At 46.1% G+C, this 23,034-nt stretch carries 26 protein-coding genes and 1 tRNA gene; 23 read left to right on the top strand and 4 right to left on the bottom strand.

Going from position 1 to position 23,034, the window contains the following annotated elements; translation table 11 throughout:
* The first annotated feature begins 20 nt into the window (after positions 1-20).
* Entirely contained in the window at positions 21-884 is an 864-nt protein-coding gene (locus tag AACP44_RS01100) for a ParA family protein (protein WP_339338153.1), read from the top strand.
* On the opposite strand, the gene AACP44_RS01095 is transcribed toward AACP44_RS01100, so the two are convergent.
* The 3 genes from AACP44_RS01095 to AACP44_RS01085 all read right to left on the bottom strand — a co-directional run bounded on the left by AACP44_RS01095 (position 877) and on the right by AACP44_RS01085 (position 3,477).
* Positions 877-2,262 carry an MATE family efflux transporter gene (locus AACP44_RS01095; protein ID WP_339338151.1) on the bottom strand — a complete coding sequence of 462 codons (1,386 nt, stop codon included), beginning with the start codon at positions 2,260-2,262 and terminating at the stop codon, positions 877-879. The two genes, AACP44_RS01100 and AACP44_RS01095, sit on opposite strands and share 8 nt — an antisense overlap.
* 159 nt (positions 2,263-2,421) lie before the next feature.
* Complete coding sequence (locus tag AACP44_RS01090; RefSeq protein WP_339338149.1) at positions 2,422-2,928, bottom strand: hypothetical protein; 507 nt, start codon at positions 2,926-2,928, stop codon at positions 2,422-2,424.
* A 6-nt stretch (positions 2,929-2,934) separates the two neighbouring features.
* Positions 2,935-3,477, bottom strand: a complete 543-nt coding sequence (locus AACP44_RS01085) for a glutathione peroxidase (protein WP_339338147.1) — start codon at positions 3,475-3,477, stop codon at positions 2,935-2,937.
* A gap of 175 nt (positions 3,478-3,652) precedes the next feature.
* Between AACP44_RS01085 and AACP44_RS01080 the strand changes: the two genes are divergently transcribed.
* Together AACP44_RS01080 and AACP44_RS01075 are read left to right on the top strand one after the other, a co-directional pair.
* Positions 3,653-4,198, top strand: a complete 546-nt coding sequence (locus AACP44_RS01080; RefSeq protein ID WP_339338145.1) for a DUF3833 domain-containing protein — start codon at positions 3,653-3,655, stop codon at positions 4,196-4,198.
* A 149-nt stretch (positions 4,199-4,347) separates the two neighbouring features.
* Positions 4,348-6,510: a GNAT family N-acetyltransferase gene (locus tag AACP44_RS01075; protein WP_339338143.1), complete on the top strand. Its 2,163-nt coding sequence runs from the start codon at positions 4,348-4,350 to the stop codon at positions 6,508-6,510.
* A gap of 18 nt (positions 6,511-6,528) precedes the next feature.
* Here the strand turns inward: AACP44_RS01075 and AACP44_RS01070 are convergent, their stop codons facing one another.
* Complete coding sequence (locus AACP44_RS01070) at positions 6,529-8,259, bottom strand: proline--tRNA ligase (protein ID WP_339338141.1); 1,731 nt, start codon at positions 8,257-8,259, stop codon at positions 6,529-6,531.
* 125 nt (positions 8,260-8,384) lie between these two features.
* On the opposite strand from AACP44_RS01070, the gene AACP44_RS01065 reads away from it, so the two are divergent.
* The 20 genes from AACP44_RS01065 to AACP44_RS00970 all read left to right on the top strand — a co-directional run bounded on the left by AACP44_RS01065 (position 8,385) and on the right by AACP44_RS00970 (position 23,008).
* Positions 8,385-8,792: an HIT domain-containing protein gene (locus AACP44_RS01065; protein WP_339338139.1), complete on the top strand. Its 408-nt coding sequence runs from the start codon at positions 8,385-8,387 to the stop codon at positions 8,790-8,792.
* 316 nt (positions 8,793-9,108) lie between these two features.
* Positions 9,109-9,651, top strand: coding sequence for an HU family DNA-binding protein (locus tag AACP44_RS01060; protein ID WP_339338137.1), 543 nt, complete (start codon positions 9,109-9,111; stop codon positions 9,649-9,651).
* 281 nt (positions 9,652-9,932) lie between these two features.
* Positions 9,933-10,178, top strand: coding sequence for a zinc ribbon domain-containing protein (locus AACP44_RS01055; RefSeq protein ID WP_339338135.1), 246 nt, complete (start codon positions 9,933-9,935; stop codon positions 10,176-10,178).
* 92 nt (positions 10,179-10,270) lie between these two features.
* On the top strand, positions 10,271-12,061 hold the full coding sequence (gene aspS / locus AACP44_RS01050; RefSeq protein WP_339338133.1) for an aspartate--tRNA ligase: 1,791 nt from the start codon (positions 10,271-10,273) through the stop codon (positions 12,059-12,061).
* Positions 12,062-12,079: 18 nt separating this feature from the next.
* Positions 12,080-12,823 (top strand): YebC/PmpR family DNA-binding transcriptional regulator, encoded by a 744-nt coding sequence (locus AACP44_RS01045; protein ID WP_339338131.1) that lies wholly within the window; start codon positions 12,080-12,082, stop codon positions 12,821-12,823.
* A gap of 109 nt (positions 12,824-12,932) precedes the next feature.
* On the top strand, positions 12,933-13,454 hold the full coding sequence (gene ruvC, locus AACP44_RS01040; protein WP_339338129.1) for a crossover junction endodeoxyribonuclease RuvC: 522 nt from the start codon (positions 12,933-12,935) through the stop codon (positions 13,452-13,454).
* 25 nt (positions 13,455-13,479) lie between these two features.
* Positions 13,480-14,085, top strand: coding sequence for a Holliday junction branch migration protein RuvA (gene ruvA, locus AACP44_RS01035; RefSeq protein ID WP_339338127.1), 606 nt, complete (start codon positions 13,480-13,482; stop codon positions 14,083-14,085).
* The gene (gene ruvB, locus AACP44_RS01030; RefSeq protein ID WP_339338125.1) at positions 14,085-15,167 is read left to right on the top strand and encodes a Holliday junction branch migration DNA helicase RuvB; all 1,083 of its coding nucleotides are present in this window, start codon (positions 14,085-14,087) and stop codon (positions 15,165-15,167) included. Before ruvA ends, ruvB begins: the two co-directional genes overlap by 1 nt.
* The gene (ybgC, locus tag AACP44_RS01025) at positions 15,160-15,576 is read left to right on the top strand and encodes a tol-pal system-associated acyl-CoA thioesterase (protein WP_339338123.1); all 417 of its coding nucleotides are present in this window, start codon (positions 15,160-15,162) and stop codon (positions 15,574-15,576) included. The genes ruvB and ybgC overlap by 8 nt, the downstream gene beginning before the upstream one ends.
* A gap of 28 nt (positions 15,577-15,604) precedes the next feature.
* Positions 15,605-16,309 (top strand): protein TolQ, encoded by a 705-nt coding sequence (gene tolQ, locus AACP44_RS01020; RefSeq protein ID WP_339338121.1) that lies wholly within the window; start codon positions 15,605-15,607, stop codon positions 16,307-16,309.
* A gap of 7 nt (positions 16,310-16,316) precedes the next feature.
* On the top strand, positions 16,317-16,736 hold the full coding sequence (gene tolR / locus AACP44_RS01015) for a protein TolR (protein WP_339338119.1): 420 nt from the start codon (positions 16,317-16,319) through the stop codon (positions 16,734-16,736).
* A gap of 103 nt (positions 16,737-16,839) precedes the next feature.
* Complete coding sequence (locus AACP44_RS01010) at positions 16,840-17,481, top strand: TonB family protein (RefSeq protein WP_339338117.1); 642 nt, start codon at positions 16,840-16,842, stop codon at positions 17,479-17,481.
* On the top strand, positions 17,478-18,767 hold the full coding sequence (gene tolB, locus AACP44_RS01005) for a Tol-Pal system beta propeller repeat protein TolB (RefSeq protein ID WP_339338115.1): 1,290 nt from the start codon (positions 17,478-17,480) through the stop codon (positions 18,765-18,767). The genes AACP44_RS01010 and tolB overlap by 4 nt, the downstream gene beginning before the upstream one ends.
* Positions 18,768-19,068: 301 nt before the next feature.
* A complete protein-coding gene (pal, locus tag AACP44_RS01000) occupies positions 19,069-19,575 on the top strand; it encodes a peptidoglycan-associated lipoprotein Pal (RefSeq protein WP_339338113.1) in 507 nt (168 codons plus the stop codon).
* 28 nt (positions 19,576-19,603) lie between these two features.
* Positions 19,604-20,407, top strand: coding sequence for a tol-pal system protein YbgF (ybgF, locus tag AACP44_RS00995; protein ID WP_339338111.1), 804 nt, complete (start codon positions 19,604-19,606; stop codon positions 20,405-20,407).
* 29 nt (positions 20,408-20,436) lie between these two features.
* Positions 20,437-21,081, top strand: coding sequence for a 7-carboxy-7-deazaguanine synthase QueE (gene queE, locus AACP44_RS00990; RefSeq protein WP_339338109.1), 645 nt, complete (start codon positions 20,437-20,439; stop codon positions 21,079-21,081).
* Positions 21,082-21,117: 36 nt separating this feature from the next.
* On the top strand, positions 21,118-21,804 hold the full coding sequence (gene queC, locus AACP44_RS00985) for a 7-cyano-7-deazaguanine synthase QueC (protein WP_339338107.1): 687 nt from the start codon (positions 21,118-21,120) through the stop codon (positions 21,802-21,804).
* A 71-nt stretch (positions 21,805-21,875) separates the two neighbouring features.
* Positions 21,876-21,951 (top strand) — tRNA-Lys (locus AACP44_RS00980).
* Between the two features lie 163 nt (positions 21,952-22,114).
* Positions 22,115-22,444 carry an SMR family transporter gene (locus tag AACP44_RS00975; RefSeq protein ID WP_339338105.1) on the top strand — a complete coding sequence of 110 codons (330 nt, stop codon included), beginning with the start codon at positions 22,115-22,117 and terminating at the stop codon, positions 22,442-22,444.
* 183 nt (positions 22,445-22,627) lie between these two features.
* Complete coding sequence (locus AACP44_RS00970) at positions 22,628-23,008, top strand: MerR family DNA-binding transcriptional regulator (protein WP_339338103.1); 381 nt, start codon at positions 22,628-22,630, stop codon at positions 23,006-23,008.
* The last annotated feature ends 26 nt before the right edge of the window (positions 23,009-23,034 follow it).

Genomic DNA, 23,034 nt, shown 5'->3' with positions numbered 1-23,034 from the left:
TAAAACGAGAGAGCTTGCTGATGAGAAGAGTGATCTTCAATCAAAAAGGTGGTGTTGGTAAATCCAGCATTACCTGTAATCTGGCTGCCATTAGTGCCAGCCGCGGTTATAAAACACTGGTAGTTGATTTAGATGTTCAAGCCAATAGTAGTTATTACTTGGGTCATGAGCAACCCCTTAACCTAGCCTATGCCCACGATCAAGGCCATAACATGCTGAGTGAAGGCTCGATAGTTGGTCTATTTAAACAATCCATCGATATGCATACGCCAAAGCAAGATCCGATGGACTATGTGACTGAAACAACGTTTGAAAATCTATACCTGATGGCATCCAGCCCTGCTCTGGATTTGATGGAGCGTGAGCTTGAGTCTCGCTACAAAATCTACAAATTGCGTGAAGCGTTGGTTGAGTTAAACAAGACTTTTGACCATATTTATATTGATACGGCTCCGGTATTTAATTTCTACAGTAAATCTGCCCTGATTGCTGCTAATAGTGTGTTGATTCCATTCGATTGCGATACGTTTTCTCGTCAGGCGCTCTACGGTTTGATGCAAAATGTGGGTGAGTTACAAGAGGATCATAATGCTGAATTGCGCATTGGTGGCATTATCGTCAATCAATTTAACAAGCAGGCTCGTTTTCCTAAGCAGTTGGTGGGTGAGTTGATTAATGAGTCTTACCCGATTTTATCCAGTTATATTTCTTCATCCGTTAAAATGAAGGAATCACACGCTATGCAAACTCCATTGGTATACTGTTATCCCAAGCATAAGTTATCCGAAGAGTTTGAGCGCCTATATCGCGAACTCAGTGATGAGCCGGTGATTAAGCGTCCAGAAGTTGCGGCTGAAAATAAAATTTCTTCACTCTTTATTTAATAGCTGCTTGCTGATTAATCGTGGTCTGGTGAGCATTTGCTAGGCTACTAATATGTCTGAAGGCAAACGTCACAGCGGCTAGCGCAAAAATCATTCCGCCAACGGCTTGTCCCATTAACACCCCGGTAGCTCCTGCTATTTGACCCCCCCAATAAACAAACGGCAGTGTCCCCAGCGTGGATTTGCCGACATTAAACCATGTGGCATACATCGGTTTGCCTAGATTATTAAACATGGAGTTAGAGATAAACTGTATGCCATTAAATATAAAAGTGATGGCTATCCATGTGCAGAAAACTCGCATCAATTCAGCGGCTTCTCCTGTTAATTTAAATAGCGCGATAATAGGATCTTGCAACATAAATAGCAGAGTAGAGACTAGCGTGACATAGGTCGCATTGAAGATCAGCGAATTACGCATTGTTTGACGAATACGAGTAAAGTTAAACGCACCATAATTCTGGCCAATGATTGGGGCTATAGCTCCTGAAAGCGCAAACACTAGGGCATAGGCGACCGGCGATATCCGACCAATAATGGCATATCCTGCGACATAAGCGCCGCCGAATTGGGCTATCGCTTTGATCACAATCGCATTGCTGATGGGGGTGGCTAGATTGGTGAGCATTGCAGGTCCGGCGATTTTAAAAATCGGTCTAAAGTCGTCGATCAGGTCTTTAACGACAAAACTCTTCATCAATTTATGTTTGCGGGTGACGCCATAAAAGGCAATGCCCATTACGGCAAACCGGGCGATTACTGAAGCAACAGCTGCACCTTCCACGCCCATACTTAAAGCAAAAATAAAAATCGGGTCGAGTACTGCATTAACACCACCGCCAACTAAAGTCGTTAGCATGGAAAGTCTGGCATCGCCCACAGCGCGCAGTGCTGCCGACATTGCCATTCCTGTCGCCAGAATGGGTAACGAGGGTAGTACTATTTGCAGGTAACTAACACCGACATTGAGAGCGCCTTGATCGGCACCCAGTAGTTGAAATAACAACGGCAGGTTAAACCAGATGACACAGGACATGGTACCAGTCAGTGTTAGTGCTAATACCGTGACATTCACCACATAGCGTCTGGCCTGATCTATCTTGCGCTGGCCAATCATCCGCGATACCAAGGCGGCCATGGATATGGTGATACCAATACTTAAAGAAACGGTAAAAAAGGAGATGCTGGCGGCAAAGCCGACACCGGCAATAATGTCGTCGCTGCCCAGCATACTGAGAAACAGTATGTCGATAAGGTCGACAATAAATATACTCAACAAACCCAGTGCGCTGGTGCTGGTCATCACCCAAATATGGCGCATGATAGAGCCGTCAATAAATTTGGCGGGTAGTGCTGGTTCGCCAGTTTTATCAATCATGGTAGTGACGGCTCGATTTATTAGGGCTAGGCATTGATGAAGTGATTATGGGAAATTTCACAAACCGGGATTGTATCATGATTAGTGGCTGGCTGGTGGGCTATATCCACTGACATAGAACAAAAAGCGTGGCTGCAGCGAGCTGTATCAGACTGCTCTTTACATTACCCGGGAATCATAGGCCCAATGTAACAAGGCCTGCCGTTGTTTCCTTCGGCAATCGCAGTCTCCTGGGCCGCAATTTTTTTTGATGGCACCGATATGACGGCGCATGGATTTCCAGCGTTTAATTTGGCGTTGATCTTCTTGAGTCATGCGACGACCGCGGTAATAGCGGCAATACCATTGAAACCAACCTCTGGGGTCTAGATGATAAATCCACCCTTTATCTTGCCAGTGACTTAGCGGAAGCGAAGCATCAACACGAAAATAATTTAGCGACACGTCTTTTACTGCGGGGGATAGTATCGCCTGACGAAACCACGATTTGGGGAATTCATCCTGGCAGTCATTCATATATTTGCCGCCAAAAATTCCTAGCGCCAGCAATTCTTTGGGGCTGAGTTCAGGGTAGAAATCGGGATCAAAGTTTTTGCCTTCGGGCTGCTCCAAGGTATAGCTATAGCCTTGTTGCATGGTGTCATTAACAATAATGTGCTTGCTCATAACGAGCTATAATTTTAAAGCTTGAATAACGGTTTGCTCAAGCTTTCCACCTAGAGGTTGTTCGCTGGAGGGGAAGGCCGCAATCGCTTTGCCATCTTTGCCAATAACATACTTGGTAAAATTCCAGCGTGGCGCTTTACCAGTTTGTTGCGCCAGAGCTTTAAATACAGGATTGGCATCATTACCTCTTACCCGTGTGGTACCGAACATTTGGAAAGTTACACCGTAATTAACATAACAGACGTTGGCTGTTTTCTCTTCGTTGCGATGCTCTTGATAAAAATCGTTGGAGGGGAAGCCCAGCACAACCAAACCTTGATCTTTGTAGCGCTGATACAGTGCTTCCAGTGTTTTAAATTGTGAGGTATAACCGCATTGGCTGGCCGTATTAACCACCACAATCACTTTATCCTTATAGTCTTCACAGAGATTAACCGTTTCATCAGAGCGCAGCTTTCGCGGTTCATAGTCTAGCAAATTGTTGCAGTTGGCCAGACTTGGTTGACTGAAAAACAGGCTGCTAATCGCCGCTAATAGTCGAAAGGTCATGGTAATTTGTCCCTTGTTTTGTGCATGAAAGTTCCAGGTCTGACATGGTTACGTACAGGGTGCTAATTTGGATGTTAAACCCTGCTGGTGGCGCTATATTACTATGGTTCAGGCTAGATGATTAAACCGGCTTTGGCCGTTTGCCGTACCAAGGATAATTGATAAGGAGTTACTTATGTCTATTTCGCCTGTTACAAAAATGGCCAGTCTTATTGCGATCTTGGCCCTATTGCTGTCTTCCTGTGGTTCCATTGAAGTGACTGATTATGCAAACAACCAGCCCAAGCTGGTTGCTGAGTCTTTTTTTGAAGGTCAGTTAAGAGCAGATGGCATTCTCAAGGACCGTTCGGGCAAGGTGATCCGCTATTTTACTGCTGATATTAAAGCCTATTGGAACGATGGTATTGGAACACTGGAAGAAGATTTTGTCTTTGATGATGGCGAAAAACAGCGGCGGGTTTGGACCTTAACCCCCAATGGTGATAACCGCTATATTGGCACTGCCGGTGATGTCATTGGTGAATCCGAGATTCAGATTTCTGGTAACAGTATGTTTTTGGATTATGTACTTCGTATTCCCTATGGTGATGGCACCATAGATATTGCTATCGATGACCGTATGTATCTGGTATCGCCGAGCGTGTTGATAAATGAGTCTGGTATGTCCAAGTTTGGAATTAATGTCGGGACATTGCTGTTGGTGATTCAGCGGCTTGAGTAAGTGCTTTTCTTCATTCCCAATGACCTCTCCCATGGATGGGTTTGCGGCATTTTCTAAACACTAATATCTTGTCCTGCTGGCAGTATCGCTACATTGTTTCTCCAGCCAATGATTGATAACCTGATGTTTTAAACACAGAGCCATCGATCTTGCCGTCCCTATCCCAGCCAATAGCCGCAATAGAACAATTACAGACGGATGCTCGCCAATCACGACAGCGCCGATTGCTGGTCTTGTCCGGCGAGCGTGACTGGGCCTGTGAGCTATTAGCCCAATGCACATTACTAGACCCGCTGTGGATTTCCGATCAAGCACCAGCCAATGCTACTGCTATAGAACGAACCCAAGCCCGCCAATGGTTGGGGCGGGAACTTGATAGCCTGATTTATGATACTTGGGCCGGATTTGATCCTGATGCATTGGCTGCGGTGTCTGGCGCACTGGTAGGTGGTGGTTTATTGGTGTTGGTGGTGCCTCCATTGGCCGAGTGGCCAAAATATGCCGACCCTGCCTATCAGCGGTTATTAGTTTACCCTTTTCAAGCCGAGGATATCTCCGGTCGCTTTATTCGGCATATTATTGGTCATCTACAGACCGATAAAAATACCTTGTTGATTGAGCAAAATCAGGCGATTGATTTTATATCAGCCGATAACATACCAGCCCTGTTGCCAGAGCCAATGGATGATCATTGTTTGACCGTCGATCAATCTCAAGCGGTAAAAGCGATCTTCGCGGTATCAAAAGGGCGAAGCCGACGGCCTTTAGTGATTCGTTCTGATCGGGGGCGGGGAAAATCATCGGCACTGGGTATCGCCAGTGCTGCTTTGATAAAACAGGGTGATTGCAATATTGTGATTACCGCACCGCTAATGGCATCGGTGCAGCCGGTGTTCGAGCATGCTGCTCGATTATTGGGTGTGGCGCCATCTGGCGGAAGCATTCATTATCAACAGTCCCGGCTAGAGTTTATGGCGGTTGATGAATTAATTCGCAACAAACCGCAAGCTGATCTGTTATTGGTGGATGAAGCAGCTGCTATCCCCGCCTTTATGCTGGAGCAGTATTTAACGATCTATAAGCGAATCGTTTTTTCAACCACGGTGCAGGGTTATGAGGGTAGTGGTCGCGGCTTTGATATTCGATTTACGCAAACATTGGATAATAAAACACCTCAGTGGCAATCCTGTTTCTTAAAACAGCCTGTTCGGTGGGCGGAAAACGACCCAGTTGAGACTTGGTTGTTTAATAGCTTGCTACTTAAAGAGTGTAGTGTTGATAAAACGGTATTAGCAGGCTGCGAGCTTAAGCTATGTGTTAGTGAAAAACTTAATCGAGATCAGTTGCTAGCTAATAATACCGATTTAGAACAATTATTTAGTTTGTTGGTCTCTGCCCATTATCAAACTTCTCCCGCCGACTTACGTAATATGCTGGATGGCCCTAATATTTCGGTTTGGGTGAGTCGTTACCAAGGACAGATTATCGCCGCCGCATTGGTGGCTGATGAGGGAGGCTTTGATCAGGCTTTATCCGAGTTAATCTGGCAGGGCAAACGGCGACCCCAAGGTCATCTAGTCGCACAATCCCTATCCGCCCATTGTGGTTTTAAAGCAGCGCCGCTGTTGCGTTATCAGCGGGTAATGCGTATTGCTGTGCATCCCTTAGTGCAGCGAAAATCCATTGGCAAACAGCTTGTGGCCGAAATTGTTTTGCAGGCTCGTCAAGAGAGAGTTGATTTTATCGGCTCAAGTTTTGCTGCAACGGCTGATGTATTGCAATTTTGGCAGTCTGTGCAATGTATTCCCGTGCGTCTGGGAACCAGTCGTGATGCCAGTAGTGGTTGTTATTCTGCATTAGTACTTTCGGCACTGAGTATCGAAGGGGAAAAGCTATTAACCAAGGCGCGCTACAGATTCGGTGAGTGCTTTCCGCGTGATTTGCCGATGCAATACCAACAGTTAGAGCCTGAACTAGTAATAGAGCTGCTACTCAATCACGACACTCATGCGATTAACATGGATCAGCAAGCCTGGTTGGATATTGAAGCCTTTGTGTTGGGGTATCGGCAATACAAAACCTGCTATTTATCACTGTGGAAATTAGTTGTATTGGTTTTATCTAGTCGAGAAATAGTCAAGGAGCTGTCTGACCAGCACAAACATATTTTAGTGATGAGGGTACTGCAGCAACAATCTATAAGCGCAGTTGTTCAGGGTGCCGAGTTAAGCGGGAAAAAAGCCCTGCAATCGATACTGCGAGAGATTATGCAAAGCCTTTTTTTGCAACGGCAAAAACTTGCCGAGAAATGACCGCTGCATAGGCCTTAGTTACTGTTTGGTAACGATCCTTTGCACAAAATCAATAATATCGCTAATAGCAATATCCTGATTATCGCTATCCTTACGGCCTTTATATTCCAATTGCTGCTCCTTTAAGCCACGGTCACCAACAACGATACGATGAGGGATACCCATCAATTCCATATCGTTAAATTTAACCCCGGGTCTTTCGTTACGATCATCCAATAGTACGTCATAACCCAGCGCGGTGAGTTGGTCATAAAGCTTATTCGATTGTTCGGCCACCGCTTCAGACTTATGCATATTTAAGGGCACAATAGCTATTTGGAAGGGGGCGATACTGTCGGGCCAGATAATGCCTTTATCGTCATTATTTTGCTCAATGGCTGAGGCAACAATACGGCTAACACCGATACCGTAACAGCCCATTAACATGATTTGATCTTTACCGTGTTCATTCAGCACGGTGGCATTTAGAGCCTCTGAGTACTTGGTGCCAAGCTGAAAAATATGGCCGACTTCTATGCCGCGCTTAATCTGCAATGTGCCATTGCCGTCTGGGCTAGGGTCGCCTTCAACCACATTGCGAATATCTTCAATGCGGTCTGTTTTGGCATCACGCTCCCAGTTTACTCCGGTTAAATGGAAGCCATCTTCATTGGCGCCACAGACAAAATCGGCTAAATGCGCCGCGCTGCGATCAATAATGGTTTCAATCGATAGATTAACCGGGCCAATTGAGCCCACAGAGCATCCTAATACAGCCTTGATAGTCTCTTCGCTGGCAAACTCCAAGGGGTTGGCAACACCGGCAAGTTTTTCTGCTTTAATAGCGTTTAGCTCATGGTCGCCACGCACGATCAGGGCAATTAACGGTGTTTCATTCTCTTCGTCTGCTGCTTCGCCCATGACTATCAGGGTTTTAACTATCTGGTCAGCATTGACGTTTAAACCAGCACTCACTTGCTCAATGGTATGCTGACCCGGAGTGGTTATCTTTTCCATATCGCTACTAGCGGCAGGGCGCTTACTCGCAGGTGCCAATGCTTCTGCCATTTCAACATTGGCAGCAAAGTCACTGCTATTACTAAAGGCAATATCATCTTCACCGGAATCGGCTAATACATGGAACTCATGTGAAGTGCTGCCACCAATAGAGCCAGTATCTGCAATGACCGGCCGGAACTGCAAACCCAAACGGTTAAAGATATTGCTATAGGCGCTATGCATGATGTTATAAGTGTCTTGTAATGACTGTTGATCTTTATGAAAAGAATAGGCGTCTTTCATAATAAATTCGCGCGAGCGCATCACCCCGAACCGAGGGCGGATTTCATCGCGAAATTTGGTTTGGATCTGATAAAAGTTGGCGGGTAATTGCTTATAGCTTTTGATTTCATGACGAATTAAATCGGTAATCACTTCCTCGTGGGTAGGACCCAAACAAAAGCTATTTTTATGGCGATCAGCCATACGCAATAATTCGGGTCCATACTGCTGCCAACGGCCGGATTCTTGCCATAACTCAGCCGGTTGCACTACAGGCATTAACACCTCCTGTGCTCCAGCCTTGTTCATTTCATCGCGAACAATCGCTTCAACCTTACGCAACACGCGCAAGCCCATCGGCAACCAGCTATATAACCCCGAAGAGAGTTTGCGGATCATGCCGGCTCTCAGCATCAGTTGATGGCTGATAACAACAGCATCGGATGGCGTTTCTTTAACAGTGGCAATTAAAAACTGGCTGGCGCGCATTGTGTATACTGGCTCTTTTTGTAGTATGGGTGAAAGTAATCAGCAAGCATTCTACGTCTGATCATCCATACGGTACAGTGTAAAGTGTGTTTTAGCCCTTAAATATGAGTAATACGGTAACGAATATGTTTGAACTCCACCCACAATTGGCCAAAGACTGTATTGAAGTGGGGGATTTCCCCCTTAGCAAAGTACTGTTATTGAACGACAGTCATTATCCCTGGGTAGTTCTTGTACCCAGACGTGAAAATATTGACGAAATTTTCCAATTGAGTGATGAAGACCAGCGCCAATTATTGGCAGAATCCAGCACATTATCTGAGGCGATGGCGACCTATTTTAAGGCCGATAAAATGAATGTGGCCGCATTGGGAAATAAGGTGCCGCAATTACATCTTCATCATATAGTGCGCTACAAAAATGACGTTAGTTGGCCCAACCCAATTTGGGGCGCGGTAGCGGCAAAACCCTATAATAAAACCGAATTAGACGATCTGATAGCAATACTTCAGTCGATTATCAGTTTCGACTAATGACTTCGGGATATTGTTGTTTTCTAAAAATCAGGCAGCTCTTACCGGCTTAATCCCTATTATTTTTAGCGATTTTTTAGCTTAAAAACTGATAATTAATGGATTTTGAAAAAAAATGCTTTTTTTCGCCATTTAATCGCCTAATTCCCACAAAAAACCTTGTATTGCAGTATTTTCTGGTCTATACAGATTTGTGACACTGTATATATAGATTGAAATAGTTTTTGAAATTTGTAAATCGGTGTTTGAGTGACCTATAAATTTGAACATAATATTGAGCTAACTCATCATTTAACAACCATAAGGGCTAACCAACATGGCGACTAAAAAGAAAGCAGCACCAAAGAAGAAGGCAGTTGCAAAGAAAAAGGCACCTGCCAAGAAAAAAGTAGCGGCTAAGAAGGCTCCGGCCAAGAAAAAAGTAGCAGCTAAGAAGGCACCAGCCAAGAAAAAAGTAGCCGCTAAGAAAGCACCTGCTAAGAAAGCGGCGCCTAAGAAAAAGGCGGTAGCTAAGAAGCCAGCTGCTAAGAAAAAAGCAGCCAGTGCTATCAAAGCTAAAATGACTAAGAGTCAGATTCTCACCGATATTGGTGCAGCTACTGATTTGAGTCGCAAACAGGTTGCAGCAGTTTTTGATGAGTTAGAGTCATTGATTGGCCGCAGTATTGCCAAGCGTGGTCTGGGTGAATTTACTGTACCGGGCTTGATGAAAATAACTACTGTTAAAAAGCCTGCCAAAAAAGCCCGTAAAGGTATCAATCCTTTCACTGGTGAAGAGCAGATGTTTAAAGCCAAGCCTGCCAGCATGGCGGTTAAGGTTCGTCCTTTGAAGAAACTGAAAGAGTACGCTGCTAAGTAATAGCGAACACTGACAGTGATTTCTACACCTGACGCCTCTCTGTTGTAGTGAGGTGTCAGGTTTCTTTGTCTTTTTGTATCCCCTCCAGATGACTTTCCTTTCTACCGATTAATGTAAAATTTGTTTTTTTTCAGTGATTTACCATAACAATTCTATTTTGATTGCGATACTATGGCGCCGCCTTGGTTAGCACTTATACGATGGCCAGTGTTTTAGGGTATAATCGCGCGCGTTTTTACAGCGGCAACAATAGCTGTAGTTTGATTATTGAGGTTTTATCTATGCCCATTTATGAGTATCAGTGTCAGGACTGCGGGCACAGCTTGGAAATATTGCAGAAATTGGGCGATGCTCCTGCTACCGATTGCCCTGCATGTGGCAATTCCACACTGAAAAAGAAAATATCTGCGGTGGGTTTTCGACTTAAGGGTGGCGGCTGGTATGAAACTGACTTCAAAACCGGCAATAAAAAGAATCTAGCCAGCAGCGGAGATAGCAGCTCTGGCGGTTCAGCCGCCAGCGATTGACGGCGAGACAAATTAATGGGTTGCCAGTCTTTTCAACGACTGCCAGCTTGTATCAGAATTATTATCTATAGGCATACGGGAACATAGTCACAATGCGCACTCATTATTGCGGAAATATACGCTCGGCAGATATCGATGAAGAAGTCACTCTTTACGGTTGGGTTGATCGTCGTCGCGATCATGGCGGGGTGATCTTTTTGGATTTGCGTGATCGTGAAGGGATTGTGCAGGTGGTTTTTGACCCCGATACCAATGAGCATTTTGAGCGTGCCGACAAAGTCCGTAGTGAATATGTGTTGCAGGTAAAAGGTCGGGTGCGGGCTCGAGGCGAAGGCACCGTCAATGCCAATATGTCGACTGGTGAAATTGAAGTGCTGGGTAAAGAGCTAGAAATTCTTAACAGTGCTGCTACACCGCCGTTCCAGTTAGATGACCATATTGAAGTGGGCGAAGATGTCCGTTTAAAGTACCGTTATATCGACCTGCGTCGCGCAGAAATGCTGGATAAGCTAAAGCTGCGTTCAAAAGTAACTTCCTCTATTCGCCGTTTTCTTGATGATAATGGTTTTCTAGATATTGAAACCCCTATCCTGACTAAAGCGACGCCAGAAGGCGCCCGCGATTATTTAGTTCCATCAAGAACCCATGAGGGTAAGTTTTTTGCGCTGCCGCAGTCACCACAGCTGTTTAAGCAGCTATTGATGGTGTCGGGTATGGATCGCTACTACCAAATCGCCAAATGTTTCCGCGATGAAGATTTGCGTGCCGATCGCCAGCCGGAATTTACCCAAATCGATATCGAAACTTCCTTTATGGACGATCAGCAAATTATGGCGATCACCGAAGGGATGATTCGAGAACTCTTTAAAGAAGTGTTAGATGTTGATTTGGGCGAGTTTCCTCGTATGCCATACGCCGAAGCGATGCTGCGCTTTGGTAGCGACAAGCCTGATCTGCGTATTCCTTTCGAGCTGGTTGATGTTAATGATCTGATGCAGCAGGTCGATTTTAAAGTATTTAACGGTCCCGCCAACGACCCCAAAGGTCGTGTCGCTGCGTTAAAAATACCGGGTGGTGCTAAAATTAGCCGCAAGCAAATTGATGACTACACCCAATACGTCAGTATTTACGGTGCGAAAGGCTTGGCGTGGATCAAGGTCAATGATGTCGCTGCCGGCCTTGAAGGATTGCAGTCACCGATCCTGAAATTTATGCCTGATGATATCGTTAGCCAAATGATGGAGCGTTTAGCTGTCGCTGACGGCGATATCGTTTTCTTTGGTGCCGATAAGACCAGCATTGTCAACGAAGCCCTAGGTGCTTTACGGGTTAAAATTGGCGAAGATCTCGAGATGATTGAAGGTGATTGGGCGCCACTATGGGTTGTTGACTTTCCAATGTTTGAAGAAAACAGCGAAGGCAATCTGACCTCATTACATCATCCATTCACTGCTCCGGCGTGTTCACCTGAACAGCTGCAACAAAACCCTGAACAGGCCTTATCCATTGCCTACGATATGGTGTTAAACGGTACTGAATTAGGCGGCGGTTCCGTTCGTATTCATCAACCGGAAATGCAGCAAGCGGTATTTCGCGTGCTAGGTATCAGTGATGAAGAGGCTGAGGAAAAGTTTGGTTTCCTATTGGATGCATTAAAATATGGTGCGCCACCCCATGGTGGTTTGGCCTTTGGTCTGGATCGTCTGGTGATGTTGATTACCGGTGCTAAATCCATTCGTGATGTTATTGCCTTCCCGAAAACACAAACGGCAGCTTGTGTGATGACCGATGCACCAGGCATGGCTGATAATAAACAGCTGCGTGAACTCAATATCAAACTGCGCGAAAAATCCAAGCCGAGCGAGCCTAAAGCCGGCGCATAAACATTGGAGGCTTAGTCAATGGCCGGTCATAGCAAGTGGGCGAATATTAAACATCGCAAAGCCGCGCAGGATGCAAAGCGCGGTAAAGTGTTTACAAAAATGATTCGTGAATTGGTCGTTGCTGCCAAGGCCGGTGGTCCTAACCCCGATGATAACCCCAGCCTGAGAGCGATTATCGACAAAGCGCTGACGGCTAATATGAAGCGCGATACTATCGATAAAGCGGTGGCTCGTGGCGCTGGCACCAACGATGAAGATAATTACGAAGCCGCTACCTATGAAGGTTATGCCGCTGCTGGTGTCGCGGTATTGGTGGAATGTCTAACTGATAATCGCAACCGGACTGTCGCTGAAGTTCGCCACGCTTTTAGCAAGCGCGGTGGTAATTTAGGGACTGACGGTTCGGTTGCCTATTTATTTACTCGCACTGGTCAAATTAGCTTTGCGCAAGGCGATGAAGACCAAATTATGGAAGTTGCGCTAGAAGCCGGGGCTGAAGATGTTGTGGTCAACGACGATGGCTCGATGGATGTGATGACCGTTTTTGAAGATTTTTTGTCGGTCAAAGAGGCAATGGTTACGGCGGGTTTAACACCTGATCATGCCGAAGTCACCATGCTGCCATCAACCACCGTTGAACTAGATCAAGACGGCGCCGAAAAAGTCATGGGTCTGGTTGATATGTTGGAAGATCTGGATGATATCCAACATGTTTATACCAATGCCGATATCCCTGATCATATCCTTGAGGCCATGGAATAAGCCTTTTTAGACCACTGAATAAAAATACAGTCATTTGCTGTCAAACTATTGTTATACCCCCCTCAAACTGCCAGAATAGCCGCATTATAACGGCAAAAAAACCGGCTTTATGGCACTCATTCTCGGGATTGACCCCGGCTCAAGAAAAACAGGTTACGGCATTATCAATGTTACCGGTAACCAGCATGATTATGTCACCAGTGGCGTAATCCGTCTGCCTGTTGAACAAGAACTGCCCGAACGTATTAAAGTGCTGATACAAAGCCTCGCCGAGATTATTGAAACTCATTGCCCACAACAGGTTGCTATTGAACAGGTATTTATGGCTAAAAACGCCGGTTCCGCTTTAAAGTTGGGGCAGGCGCGCGGTGCGGCCATTGCCGCCTGTGTGGCGCAACATGTAGAAGTGGCTGAGTATTCTGCCCGACAAATTAAACAGGCGGTTGTTGGCAGCGGTGCGGCTGATAAGGAGCAGGTGCAACATATGGTCAAAGTTCTGTTAAAACTTCCGGCTATGCCGCAGGAAGATGCGGCAGATGCTTTAGGGGCGGCTATTTGTCATGCCCATACACAGGCCAGTTTAATTAATCTGGCAGGGGTGAGTCGGGTCAGAAGAGGGCGCATGCGCTAATGCTAGAAAATATTGAGGAAAGTGTATGATTGGCAGACTGCACGGTGTGATTCTGGACAAACAAGCACCCGAACTACTGATTGATGTTAATGGTGTGGCCTATGAGGTGCAGGCACCTATGACCACTATTTATCAATTGCCAGAGATTGGTAAGCCGGTAACCTTACATACCCATTTTGTGGTGCGCGAGGATGCACAGCTACTTTATGGTTTTGCCGATCTTCGCGAGCGTAGTTTATTTCGCACCCTGATCAAAGTGAACGGGGTTGGTCCCAAACTGGCGCTGACGATTTTGTCGGGTATTGAGTCTGACGATTTTGTGCGTTGTGTTCGCGATGGCGATACGGTCTCGTTGGTAAGATTGCCAGGCGTTGGCAAAAAAACAGCAGAACGTTTGCTGGTAGAAATGAAAGATAGACTCAAGGATTGGTCTATCGACGGTGCTGCTATTAGTGATAACAATAGTAGTACGGTGTCTTCTAACGATATGATGGCTGAGGCCGAAAGTGCCCTGATCGCATTAGGCTATAAGCCACAACAAGCCAGTAAGGCGATTGCCGCGGTGAATAATGCTAGTATGGATAGCAGTGAAGCGCTGATTCGTATGGCGCTGAAAAATATGGTGTCTTAATGATAGAACAAGATCGCTTAGTCTCAGCGGCTGCCGACACTACTGGTAGTGAAGAGATCAATGACCGCGCTATCCGCCCGAAAAGTCTGGCGGAATATGTAGGTCAACCGGTGGTGCGCGAGCAAATGGATATTTTTGTTAGTGCCGCCAAGCTGCGCAGCGAGCCATTGGACCATACACTTATTTTTGGTCCCCCGGGTTTGGGAAAAACCACACTGGCCAACATTCTTGCAACAGAAATGGGGGTGTCATTAAAAACCACCTCCGGTCCGGTGCTGGAAAAAGCCGGTGACTTAGCCGCCTTGATGACTAACCTTGAGCCGGGTGATGTGCTGTTTATCGATGAGATTCACCGTTTAAGCCCTCATATAGAAGAAGTGTTATATCCGGCGATGGAAGATTACCAGCTGGATATTATGATTGGCGAAGGGCCGGCAGCTCGTTCGATCAAATTAGATTTGCCTCCTTTTACCCTGATCGGCGCTACTACTAGAGCAGGGCTATTGACATCACCGCTTCGAGATCGTTTTGGCATTGTGCAGCGTCTGGAGTTTTACAATACTGAAGATTTAACCCATATCGTTGGCCGCTCAGCGGATATTTTAGAGGTCGAGATGGATAAAGGTGGTGCCAGAGAAATTGCTCGCCGTTCAAGAGGTACGCCGCGTATCGCCAACCGGTTATTAAGACGGGTAAGAGACTACGCTGAAGTAAAAGGCAATGGCACTGTGGACAAAACGATCGCTGATAAAGCATTGGATATGCTCAATGTCGACCAACATGGTTTTGACCATCTCGACCGTCGTTTATTGCTGGCACTGATTGAAAAATTTGATGGTGGCCCAGTCGGTGTTGATAGTCTGGCCGCGGCGATTAGTGAAGAGCGGGGTACTATCGAAGATGTGTTAGAACCCTATTTAATACAGCAAGGCTATATTGTTAGAACACCGCGTGGCCGTATGGCAACCCGCAATGCCTACCTGCATTTTGGCCTAGATATGCCGCAAAATAACGATCAGGAAAAAATGCTCAGCAGTATCGATGAAACCCTGCACCAACAACCGCTGATTGACGATGAATAAGACGGCGATTTTTGAATGGCCGCTGCGAGTCTATATCGAAGATACCGATGCCGGCGGTATTGTTTACTACGTTAATTATCTAAAATTTATGGAGCGAGCCCGTACTGAACTACTGCGCAGTCAGGGTTTTGAGAAACAATGTATTTTTGATGCGGATTTAATGTTTGTGGTTCATGGCCTAAATAGCGAATATCTAAAACCAGCTCGCTTAGATGATCAGTTAGTGGTAACTGCCAAAGTCACTCGGCATGGCAAAGCCTATATGCTTATGGAGCAACGGGTGTATCGACAGAATAGTGAGATCAGGGAACTGCTATGCCGCGCTGAAGTCAAATTGGCCTGTGTTGATAAACAGACCATTAAGCCCAAGCGAATACCTGCCGAACTGCTATCGGTATTAAGCAATTAATTAAAAACAGAGAGGGGAGCTAGCAGCAGTGACTGAACAATTATCGGTATGGCAGTTAATCGCCAGTGCCAGTATCACGGTGCAAGCGGTGATGTTGATTTTAGCCATCACCTCGGTTATTTCATGGTTTATGATTATTCAGCGAGGTTTTTATTTTCGCGCCTGCACCCGAGCTCGGCTTAATTTTGAGCAGCAATTTTGGTCGGGTATGGATCTTGGTCAACTGTATCGTCAGGGCTCGGCGCAAGCAGATAGTTCCGGTCATAGCTTGGTCGGTATGGAAAGTATCTTTCGTGCAGGTTTTAAAGAATTTTCCCGCCTGCGGCAGCAAAAGGGTGTTGATGCTGATGCAATCATGGAAGGGGCGCAACGGGCTATGCGTGTAGCCAGTGCCCGTGAAGAAGAACAAATGGATAAACACCTGCCATTTCTTGCCACCGTCGGTTCTACTAGTCCTTATATTGGTTTGTTCGGTACTGTTTGGGGAATTATGACGTCATTTCAGGCACTGTCCACGATGTCACAAGCCACGCTGGCAACGGTAGCACCGGGTATATCCGAAGCCTTAGTGGCTACCGCCATGGGTCTTTTTGCTGCGATACCGGCAGTGGTTGCTTATAACCGTTATTCGGCCAGAGTAGATATGCTGCTTAATAAATATGAAACCTTTGCCGATGAGTTTTATAGTATCCTGAATCGACAAGCCCATCGTATTGCAGGCTTGCAAGGCTAGGTTAATCATGTCCAGACGACATAAACGACGTAAGCCCATGGCGGAAATTAATGTCGTACCTTATATCGACGTAATGCTGGTGCTATTAATTGTCTTTATGGTGACAGCACCGATGTTAATGCAGGGTGTCAAAGTCGAGTTGCCAAAAGCTGCCGCGATTCCCGTGGGTAAACAGACGGATGAACCCTTAATTGTTTCGATTAAAGCCGATGGCAGTTACTACTTGAATCTCGGTGAAAATGAAGAAACATCCCTCTCTTTAGCATTGCTGCAAGATAAAGTTAGCAAAATTATTCGTCGCAAACCGGACACTGCCGTTTTGGTTTGGGGCGATAAAAGCGTCGCCTACGGTAATGTGGTCGAACTGATGGCGGCTTTGCAATCCGCTGGAGCGCCAGCGGTTGGTCTGGTTACGGAAAATCCCTGAACGGATTATGTATAAGTCACTGACTTTACCGTTACTCGTTACTCTCCTTATTCATGGTGTTCTTCTGGCACTTGTTATAGTTGATATGCCGGAATCTCAGTCGATGGTGAAGCGAGCAGCCAGCGAATATATTCGGGCAGAGTTGGTGATATTGGAAAAACCTAAAGTCATACCAAAGCCCAAAAAAGTGATTCACAAAAAAGACCCCAACAAAGCCAAACAAAAAGCCGCTGTGCAAAAGAAAAAAATCGAACCAAAACGTCAGCCACAGCAAAAAGTGAGACCACAAAAACAGCCACAGCAAAAAGTCGTTGAAGCTCAGCGCATCAAACAGCAAGAAGCGGATCGCTTGGCAGAGCAGCAACGGTTACAACGTGAATCAGAGCGCGAATTATCCGATGCTATTGCGCAGGAAAATGCCCAACAACAATTTGTAAACGACAGCGAAATGGCTAACAGCTATATTGCCCTTATCACCGATGTAATACAGCGGAACTGGAATCGTCCACCCAGCGCTCGCAATAGTATGGAGGCAGAGCTGATAGTACAAATGGTGCCAACGGGTGAAGTGGTTAGCGTTAAAATTGTTCGCAGCAGTGGCAATGAGGCCTTTGATCGCTCTGCGGAAACCGCTGTGCTTAAAGCCGAGCGCTTTGCGGAAATCCAACAACTGCCTGCCAGAGTATTTGAACAATATTTTCGCCGTTTACGATTAAAATTTAAACCGGAGGATTTGCGCCTGTGATACGCGCTATAGTCATTACTTTATCCCTATTTGCTGGCTCCGCTTCGTGGGCACAGTTAACCATTGAAATCACTCAAGGTCGTGATAACCCCACTGCCATTGCCATTGTGCCTTTTGATTGGCAGGGGGCGGGGGTGGCTCAAGAAGATGTGGCGGCAATTATTGAGGCTGACTTGCAACGCACCGGTCAGTTTGCTCCGGTTGGCCGTGACGATATGCTGAGCAGACCGCAACAAGCTAGCGAGGTTTTCTACCGTGACTGGCGCGCCCTTGATGTGGATTATCTGGTTGTTGGGAAAGTGCTGCCAACCGCAAAAGGCTTGGTTGCCCAATACGAGATGTTCGATATCTATACCCAGAAAAAAGTACTGAGCGCTAGCGTGGCGGACGATATTGGTTCATGGCGTGGTATTGCTCACCGCATTAGCGATAGCGTTTATGAAAAGTTGACCGGTATTCGCGGTGCATTTAGCACCCGCTTGCTCTATATCTCGGCTATTGAGCAGGGCAGTGGTGACGTTAACTATCGACTACTGGTGGCTGATGTTGATGGTGCCAATGAGCGTGTTGTATTTGAAAGTGATGATCCGCTAATGACTCCGTCATGGGCCCCTGACGGAGAGCGCATTGCCTATGTTTCTTTTGAAACCAATCGTGCAGCTATTTTTATGCACAACCTGAAAACTGGTGAGCGTACCCAGCTCACCAATTACCAGGGTTTAAATGGTGCGCCTTCATGGTCTCCCGATGGCAAGCAGTTGGCGATGGTCTTATCCAAAGATGGTAGCCCCGATATTTATGTGATGGATATCGCTACTCGCGAGTTAAAGCGGGTCACTCGCCATTTTGCGATTGATACCGAGCCTTCTTGGATGCCTGATGGCAAATCACTTATCTATACCTCCGATAGAGGCGGTAAACCGCAGATTTATCAGGTAACACTGGCCAATGGTTATGAAGAACGAGTGACTTTTGAGGGTGATTACAATGCCAGAGCGCAAGTCGTGCCTGATGGCAGTGGTATTATTATGGTGCATCGCAAAAAGGGTAATTACCATATTGCTATGCAGGATATCCAACGAGGTACTATACATATTCTGACCAAAACCAGTCTGGACGAATCGCCCAGCATTTCACCCAATGGTGCTATGCTACTTTATGCCACCAAATATCAGGGCAAGGGTATTCTGGCAGCCGTATCTTTGGATGGGGGAGTAAAGTTTCGTTTGCCCTCTCGATTTGGCGAGGTTAGAGAGCCAGCTTGGTCATCCTATATTGACCATTAAGCGTAAAATCGTCTGCATTATATGCGGCTATGTTGAGATAATGCCATTGCTAAATTTTGTTAATTGCTAGTGACTTTGAATCTGATCACCGTAAAATGTAACAAATAAGCATCAACATTGGCCCTTGGTCTATGGCCGATCAGTTAATTTACAGCTAGACTATGCTTTAGCTTTGATGATTCAAAAACTCTAGCGCCAATCATTTACAGGCAATTTAAAAGAAAAAAATGACTTATTGTAATATGACAAAATGATGAAAATTAAATACCCTTTTTGCTAACCTGACTATCTAGGAATGATTATGGAAATCTATAAAACTAAATTACTAGGTGCTGTTTTCGCTACCGCTTTATTAGTAGGTTGTGCCAGCACCGATACGTCTGATGATACTGCCGCGGCGATTGCTGCAGAACAAGCCGCTGCTGAAGCCGCTGCCACCAAGGCCGCTGAAGAAGAGGCTGCTCGCAAAGCGGCTGAAGAAGCTGCCAGCCTGCAAAGCATTTTCTACTTTGATTTTGATCAAGCTACGCTATCGGCTGACACTCGTGCAGCTTTGGATGCTCAGATAGCTGTCCTGAAAGATAGTAACGCCAAAGTTCGTTTGGAAGGTCACGCTGATGAGCGCGGTACGCGTGAATACAATATGGCTTTGGGTGAGCGTCGTGCCAATGCGGTTGCCAACTACCTAGTCATCAACGGAGTGGCTCGTTACCGTATTGAAGCTGTCAGCTATGGTGAAGAGTGTCCGATGGATCCCGGCTCAGATGATTCAATCTGGAGCCAAAACCGTCGCGTTGAACTTAAATAATTTTGATACTGATAACTGAACCAGCCTTATGTCTATAAGAAGGGTAAAAAACTATGTCGCGCTACTTGTTAGCGCGGCTTTTGTTTTTAGTAGCGTTGTATTAGCCCAGGCCCCCGTCGTGGATGCCAGTAATACTCATGCAATCGATAGACAAGCTCTCAATGCCAATACAACATCTGCATCCGCTGAGACTAGCGGGCAAGGTGAATTGTTTTATCAGTTGCAACTATTGCAACAGGAAGTTATGCAATTGCGCGGTGTGGTAGAAGAGCAAGCCTACCTGTTAAAACAGGTAAAAGAACAAAATATGAAGCGTTATATTGATATGGATCGTCGTCTGGGTGAAATGGCAACCGTGACAGCGCCTACTGCAACGACAGCAAACCCTACTAATCTCGGCGTTGGTGTAACTACTGAGACTGCACCAACCGTTGTCGCTGCTGCTGGCGAGCGCGAAATTTATGATGCCGCCTATCTATTAGTGAAGCAGCGTCGTTTCGATGAAGCACTAGAAGCCTTCGGACAATTTCTAGTAGATTTTCCGCAGGGTAAATACAGCCCCAATAGCTACTATTGGATGGGTGAGCTCTACCAGGTCATTAACCCGCCAGATCTGGAAGCTGCCAGACAATCCTTTGTTCAATTACTGGATCAATATCCAAGCCATTTTAAAGTGCCTGACGCGATGTATAAGCTGGGTAAGGTGTATTTCCTTAAAGGTGATAAAAACAAAGCCCGCACCCTATTGGAACAAGTTATTGCAAACTACAGTAAAGGCACCAATTCATCTGCAGCGGATAAAGCGCGACAGTTTATTAACGCTAATTATTAACTTGTTTTTCCGTTCCCCGACAACGATTCATGACCGATCTAAGAATTACTGAAATTTTCTACTCCCTGCAGGGAGAAACCCGAACTGTGGGCTTGCCTACGGTTTTTGTGCGTCTAACAGGTTGCCCATTGCGCTGTGGTTACTGCGATACTGAATACGCTTTCCATGGTGGTGAAAAACGCACACAACACTCCATCCTCGAAGAGGTGGCCAGTCATAATCCGCGTTATGTCACCATTACTGGTGGTGAGCCGTTAGCACAGCCTGACTGCTTGGCACTTCTCACAAAGCTTTGTGATCAAGGTTATACAGTTTCCTTAGAGACTAGCGGCGCAATCACACTAGCTGGCATTGATCCGAGAGTGGTTATCGTGATGGATTTAAAAACTCCCGCCTCTGGTGAAGTATCACGTAATCTTTATGAAAATATTGACCAATTATCGAGTCATGATCAGGTCAAATTCGTTATCTGCGACCGCGGTGACTACGAGTGGTCCCGATTCAAAGTAGACCAATATCGTCTGGCTGATAAAGTCGGTGATATCCTCTTTTCCCCAAGCTTCGGCCAAGTTGATGCCAGAGAACTGGCCGAGTGGGTATTGGCCGATAATCTGCCGGTACGCCTGCAGCTACAAATGCACAAACTGCTATGGGATGATGCCGCAGGACATTAAGCCTTACCTCTCAAACCGTACTGATAGAGAAAGCCCATGCAAGACAAAAAAGCCGTTATTCTCGTCTCCGGTGGCTTGGACTCGGCCACCGTATTAGCCATGGCTATTGCCGAGGGCTATAGTTGCTATACGCTGGGTTTCGACTATGGCCAGCGTACCCATTCAGAGCTGATTGCCGCCGAAGATATTTCCCGTCAAATGGGCGCAGTCGAGCATAAAGTCATCAAGCTCGATCTCAGTAGCATTGGCGGCTCAGCGCTGACTGACAATACTATTGAGGTGCCTGAACACCATGACGATGCCGAGGGCATACCCGTCACCTATGTTCCAGCTAGAAACTCAGTCTTCCTCTCCATCGGCTTGGGCTGGGCCGAAGTGTTAGGTGCCAATGATATTTTTATCGGGGTCAATGCGGTTGACTATAGCGGTTACCCGGATTGTCGTCCGGACTACATAGCCGCCTTTGAGAAAATGGCCAATATGGCTACCAAAGTCGGTGTAGAGGGCGGCAGCTTAAAAATCCGTACCCCGCTAATGCACCTGACCAAGGGTGAAATTGTCCAAAAAGGCAGCAAATTAGGTGTGGATTACAGCCTCACAGTATCCTGCTATCAAGCCAACGAGCAGGGCGAAGCCTGCGGTAAATGTGATAGTTGTTTCCTGCGTAAAGAAGGTTTTGAGCAGGCCGGTTTGACTGACCCCACCCGTTATATAAATCATTGAAAAAGGTGAGGATTTAATCGAAAAAGGCTTGTGTTTTTATCTGAAAACATTATCATGTGCGCCTCCTTCTGGGGCCGTTAGCTCAGTTGGTAGAGCAGTTGGCTTTTAACCAATTGGTCGCTGGTTCGAATCCAGCACGGCCCACCATTTCCCTCGGTAAACACCTCACTTAACACGGATTCTTTTATTGTCTATTGGCATAAAAATAGCGGTGAGATTTAAGCTTTGACTATCAGCTTGCGTGCCACTCTCAGCAACACTATCAGACGGATAATGCACGATTTAATCAATAGCTTTTTAGAGGAAAACGATGGGTTATCTATATCTGACTTTAGCCATTATTGCCGAAGTTATAGGGACGACAGCACTTAAGGCATCTGAGGGGTTTTCAAAACCATTGCCCAGTGTTCTAGTGGTGCTCGGTTATTGCGCAGCCTTTTACTTTCTGTCGCTGGTCTTGAAAACCATTCCGGTTGGTATTGCCTATGCAATTTGGGCCGGGATGGGTATAGTGCTGATGGCTATTGTAGGCATCTTGTTCTTTGATCAAACGATCGATTTTCCGGCGGTCATCGGGTTATTGCTTATTATCAGCGGTGTTGTTGTTATTAATATATTCTCCAAATCAGTTGGGCGCTAATAGAGTAGCCTTTTTGTCGATCTTGGTCAGTTGGTGGCACCAAGGTGCTAATTTTCTTATTGTTAACCAGAAGCCTGCTATAGATAAGGTCTACCGCGGCTGTAGGATGTACCGCCAGCTGACTTGACCTTTACGTTAACGTAAGTTATGGTATGGGGGTGTCTACAGTAATGGTTTTCTCTGATGGCTGAACCCAAGCAGTACAATATTTCAGAATTAGCGGCCGAGTTTGGTGTTACCACCCGAACTATCCGCTTCTATGAAGAGAAGGGATTGCTAGTGCCGAGCAGGCAGGGAGCTAGTCGCATTTATAACAGTACTGACCACATCAAGTTAAAGCTGATTCTCAGAGGTAAGCGGCTTGGTTTTTCACTGGAGGAAAGCGGTGAAATTATTGGTTTGTACGATCCTGCACAGGGCAACAAGACACAGCTTAGGAAATTAATCGCCATGATCCACTCTCGGCGTGAAAAATTGTCCAATCAACTGGAAGATATACAGTTAATGATGCTTGAACTGGAGCAGGTTGAGCAACGCGCTGTGGAGACCTTAAACAATTCGTAAATAGTTTTGAACGATATATGTTTTTA

Source organism: uncultured Oceanicoccus sp., from assembly GCF_963968385.1.
In the GTDB taxonomy this organism is placed as follows: Bacteria; Pseudomonadota; Gammaproteobacteria; order Pseudomonadales; family Dasaniaceae; genus Oceanicoccus.
Note: the sequence above shows the minus strand (reverse complement) of the source record. Positions and strands in the feature narration are given on the sequence as shown.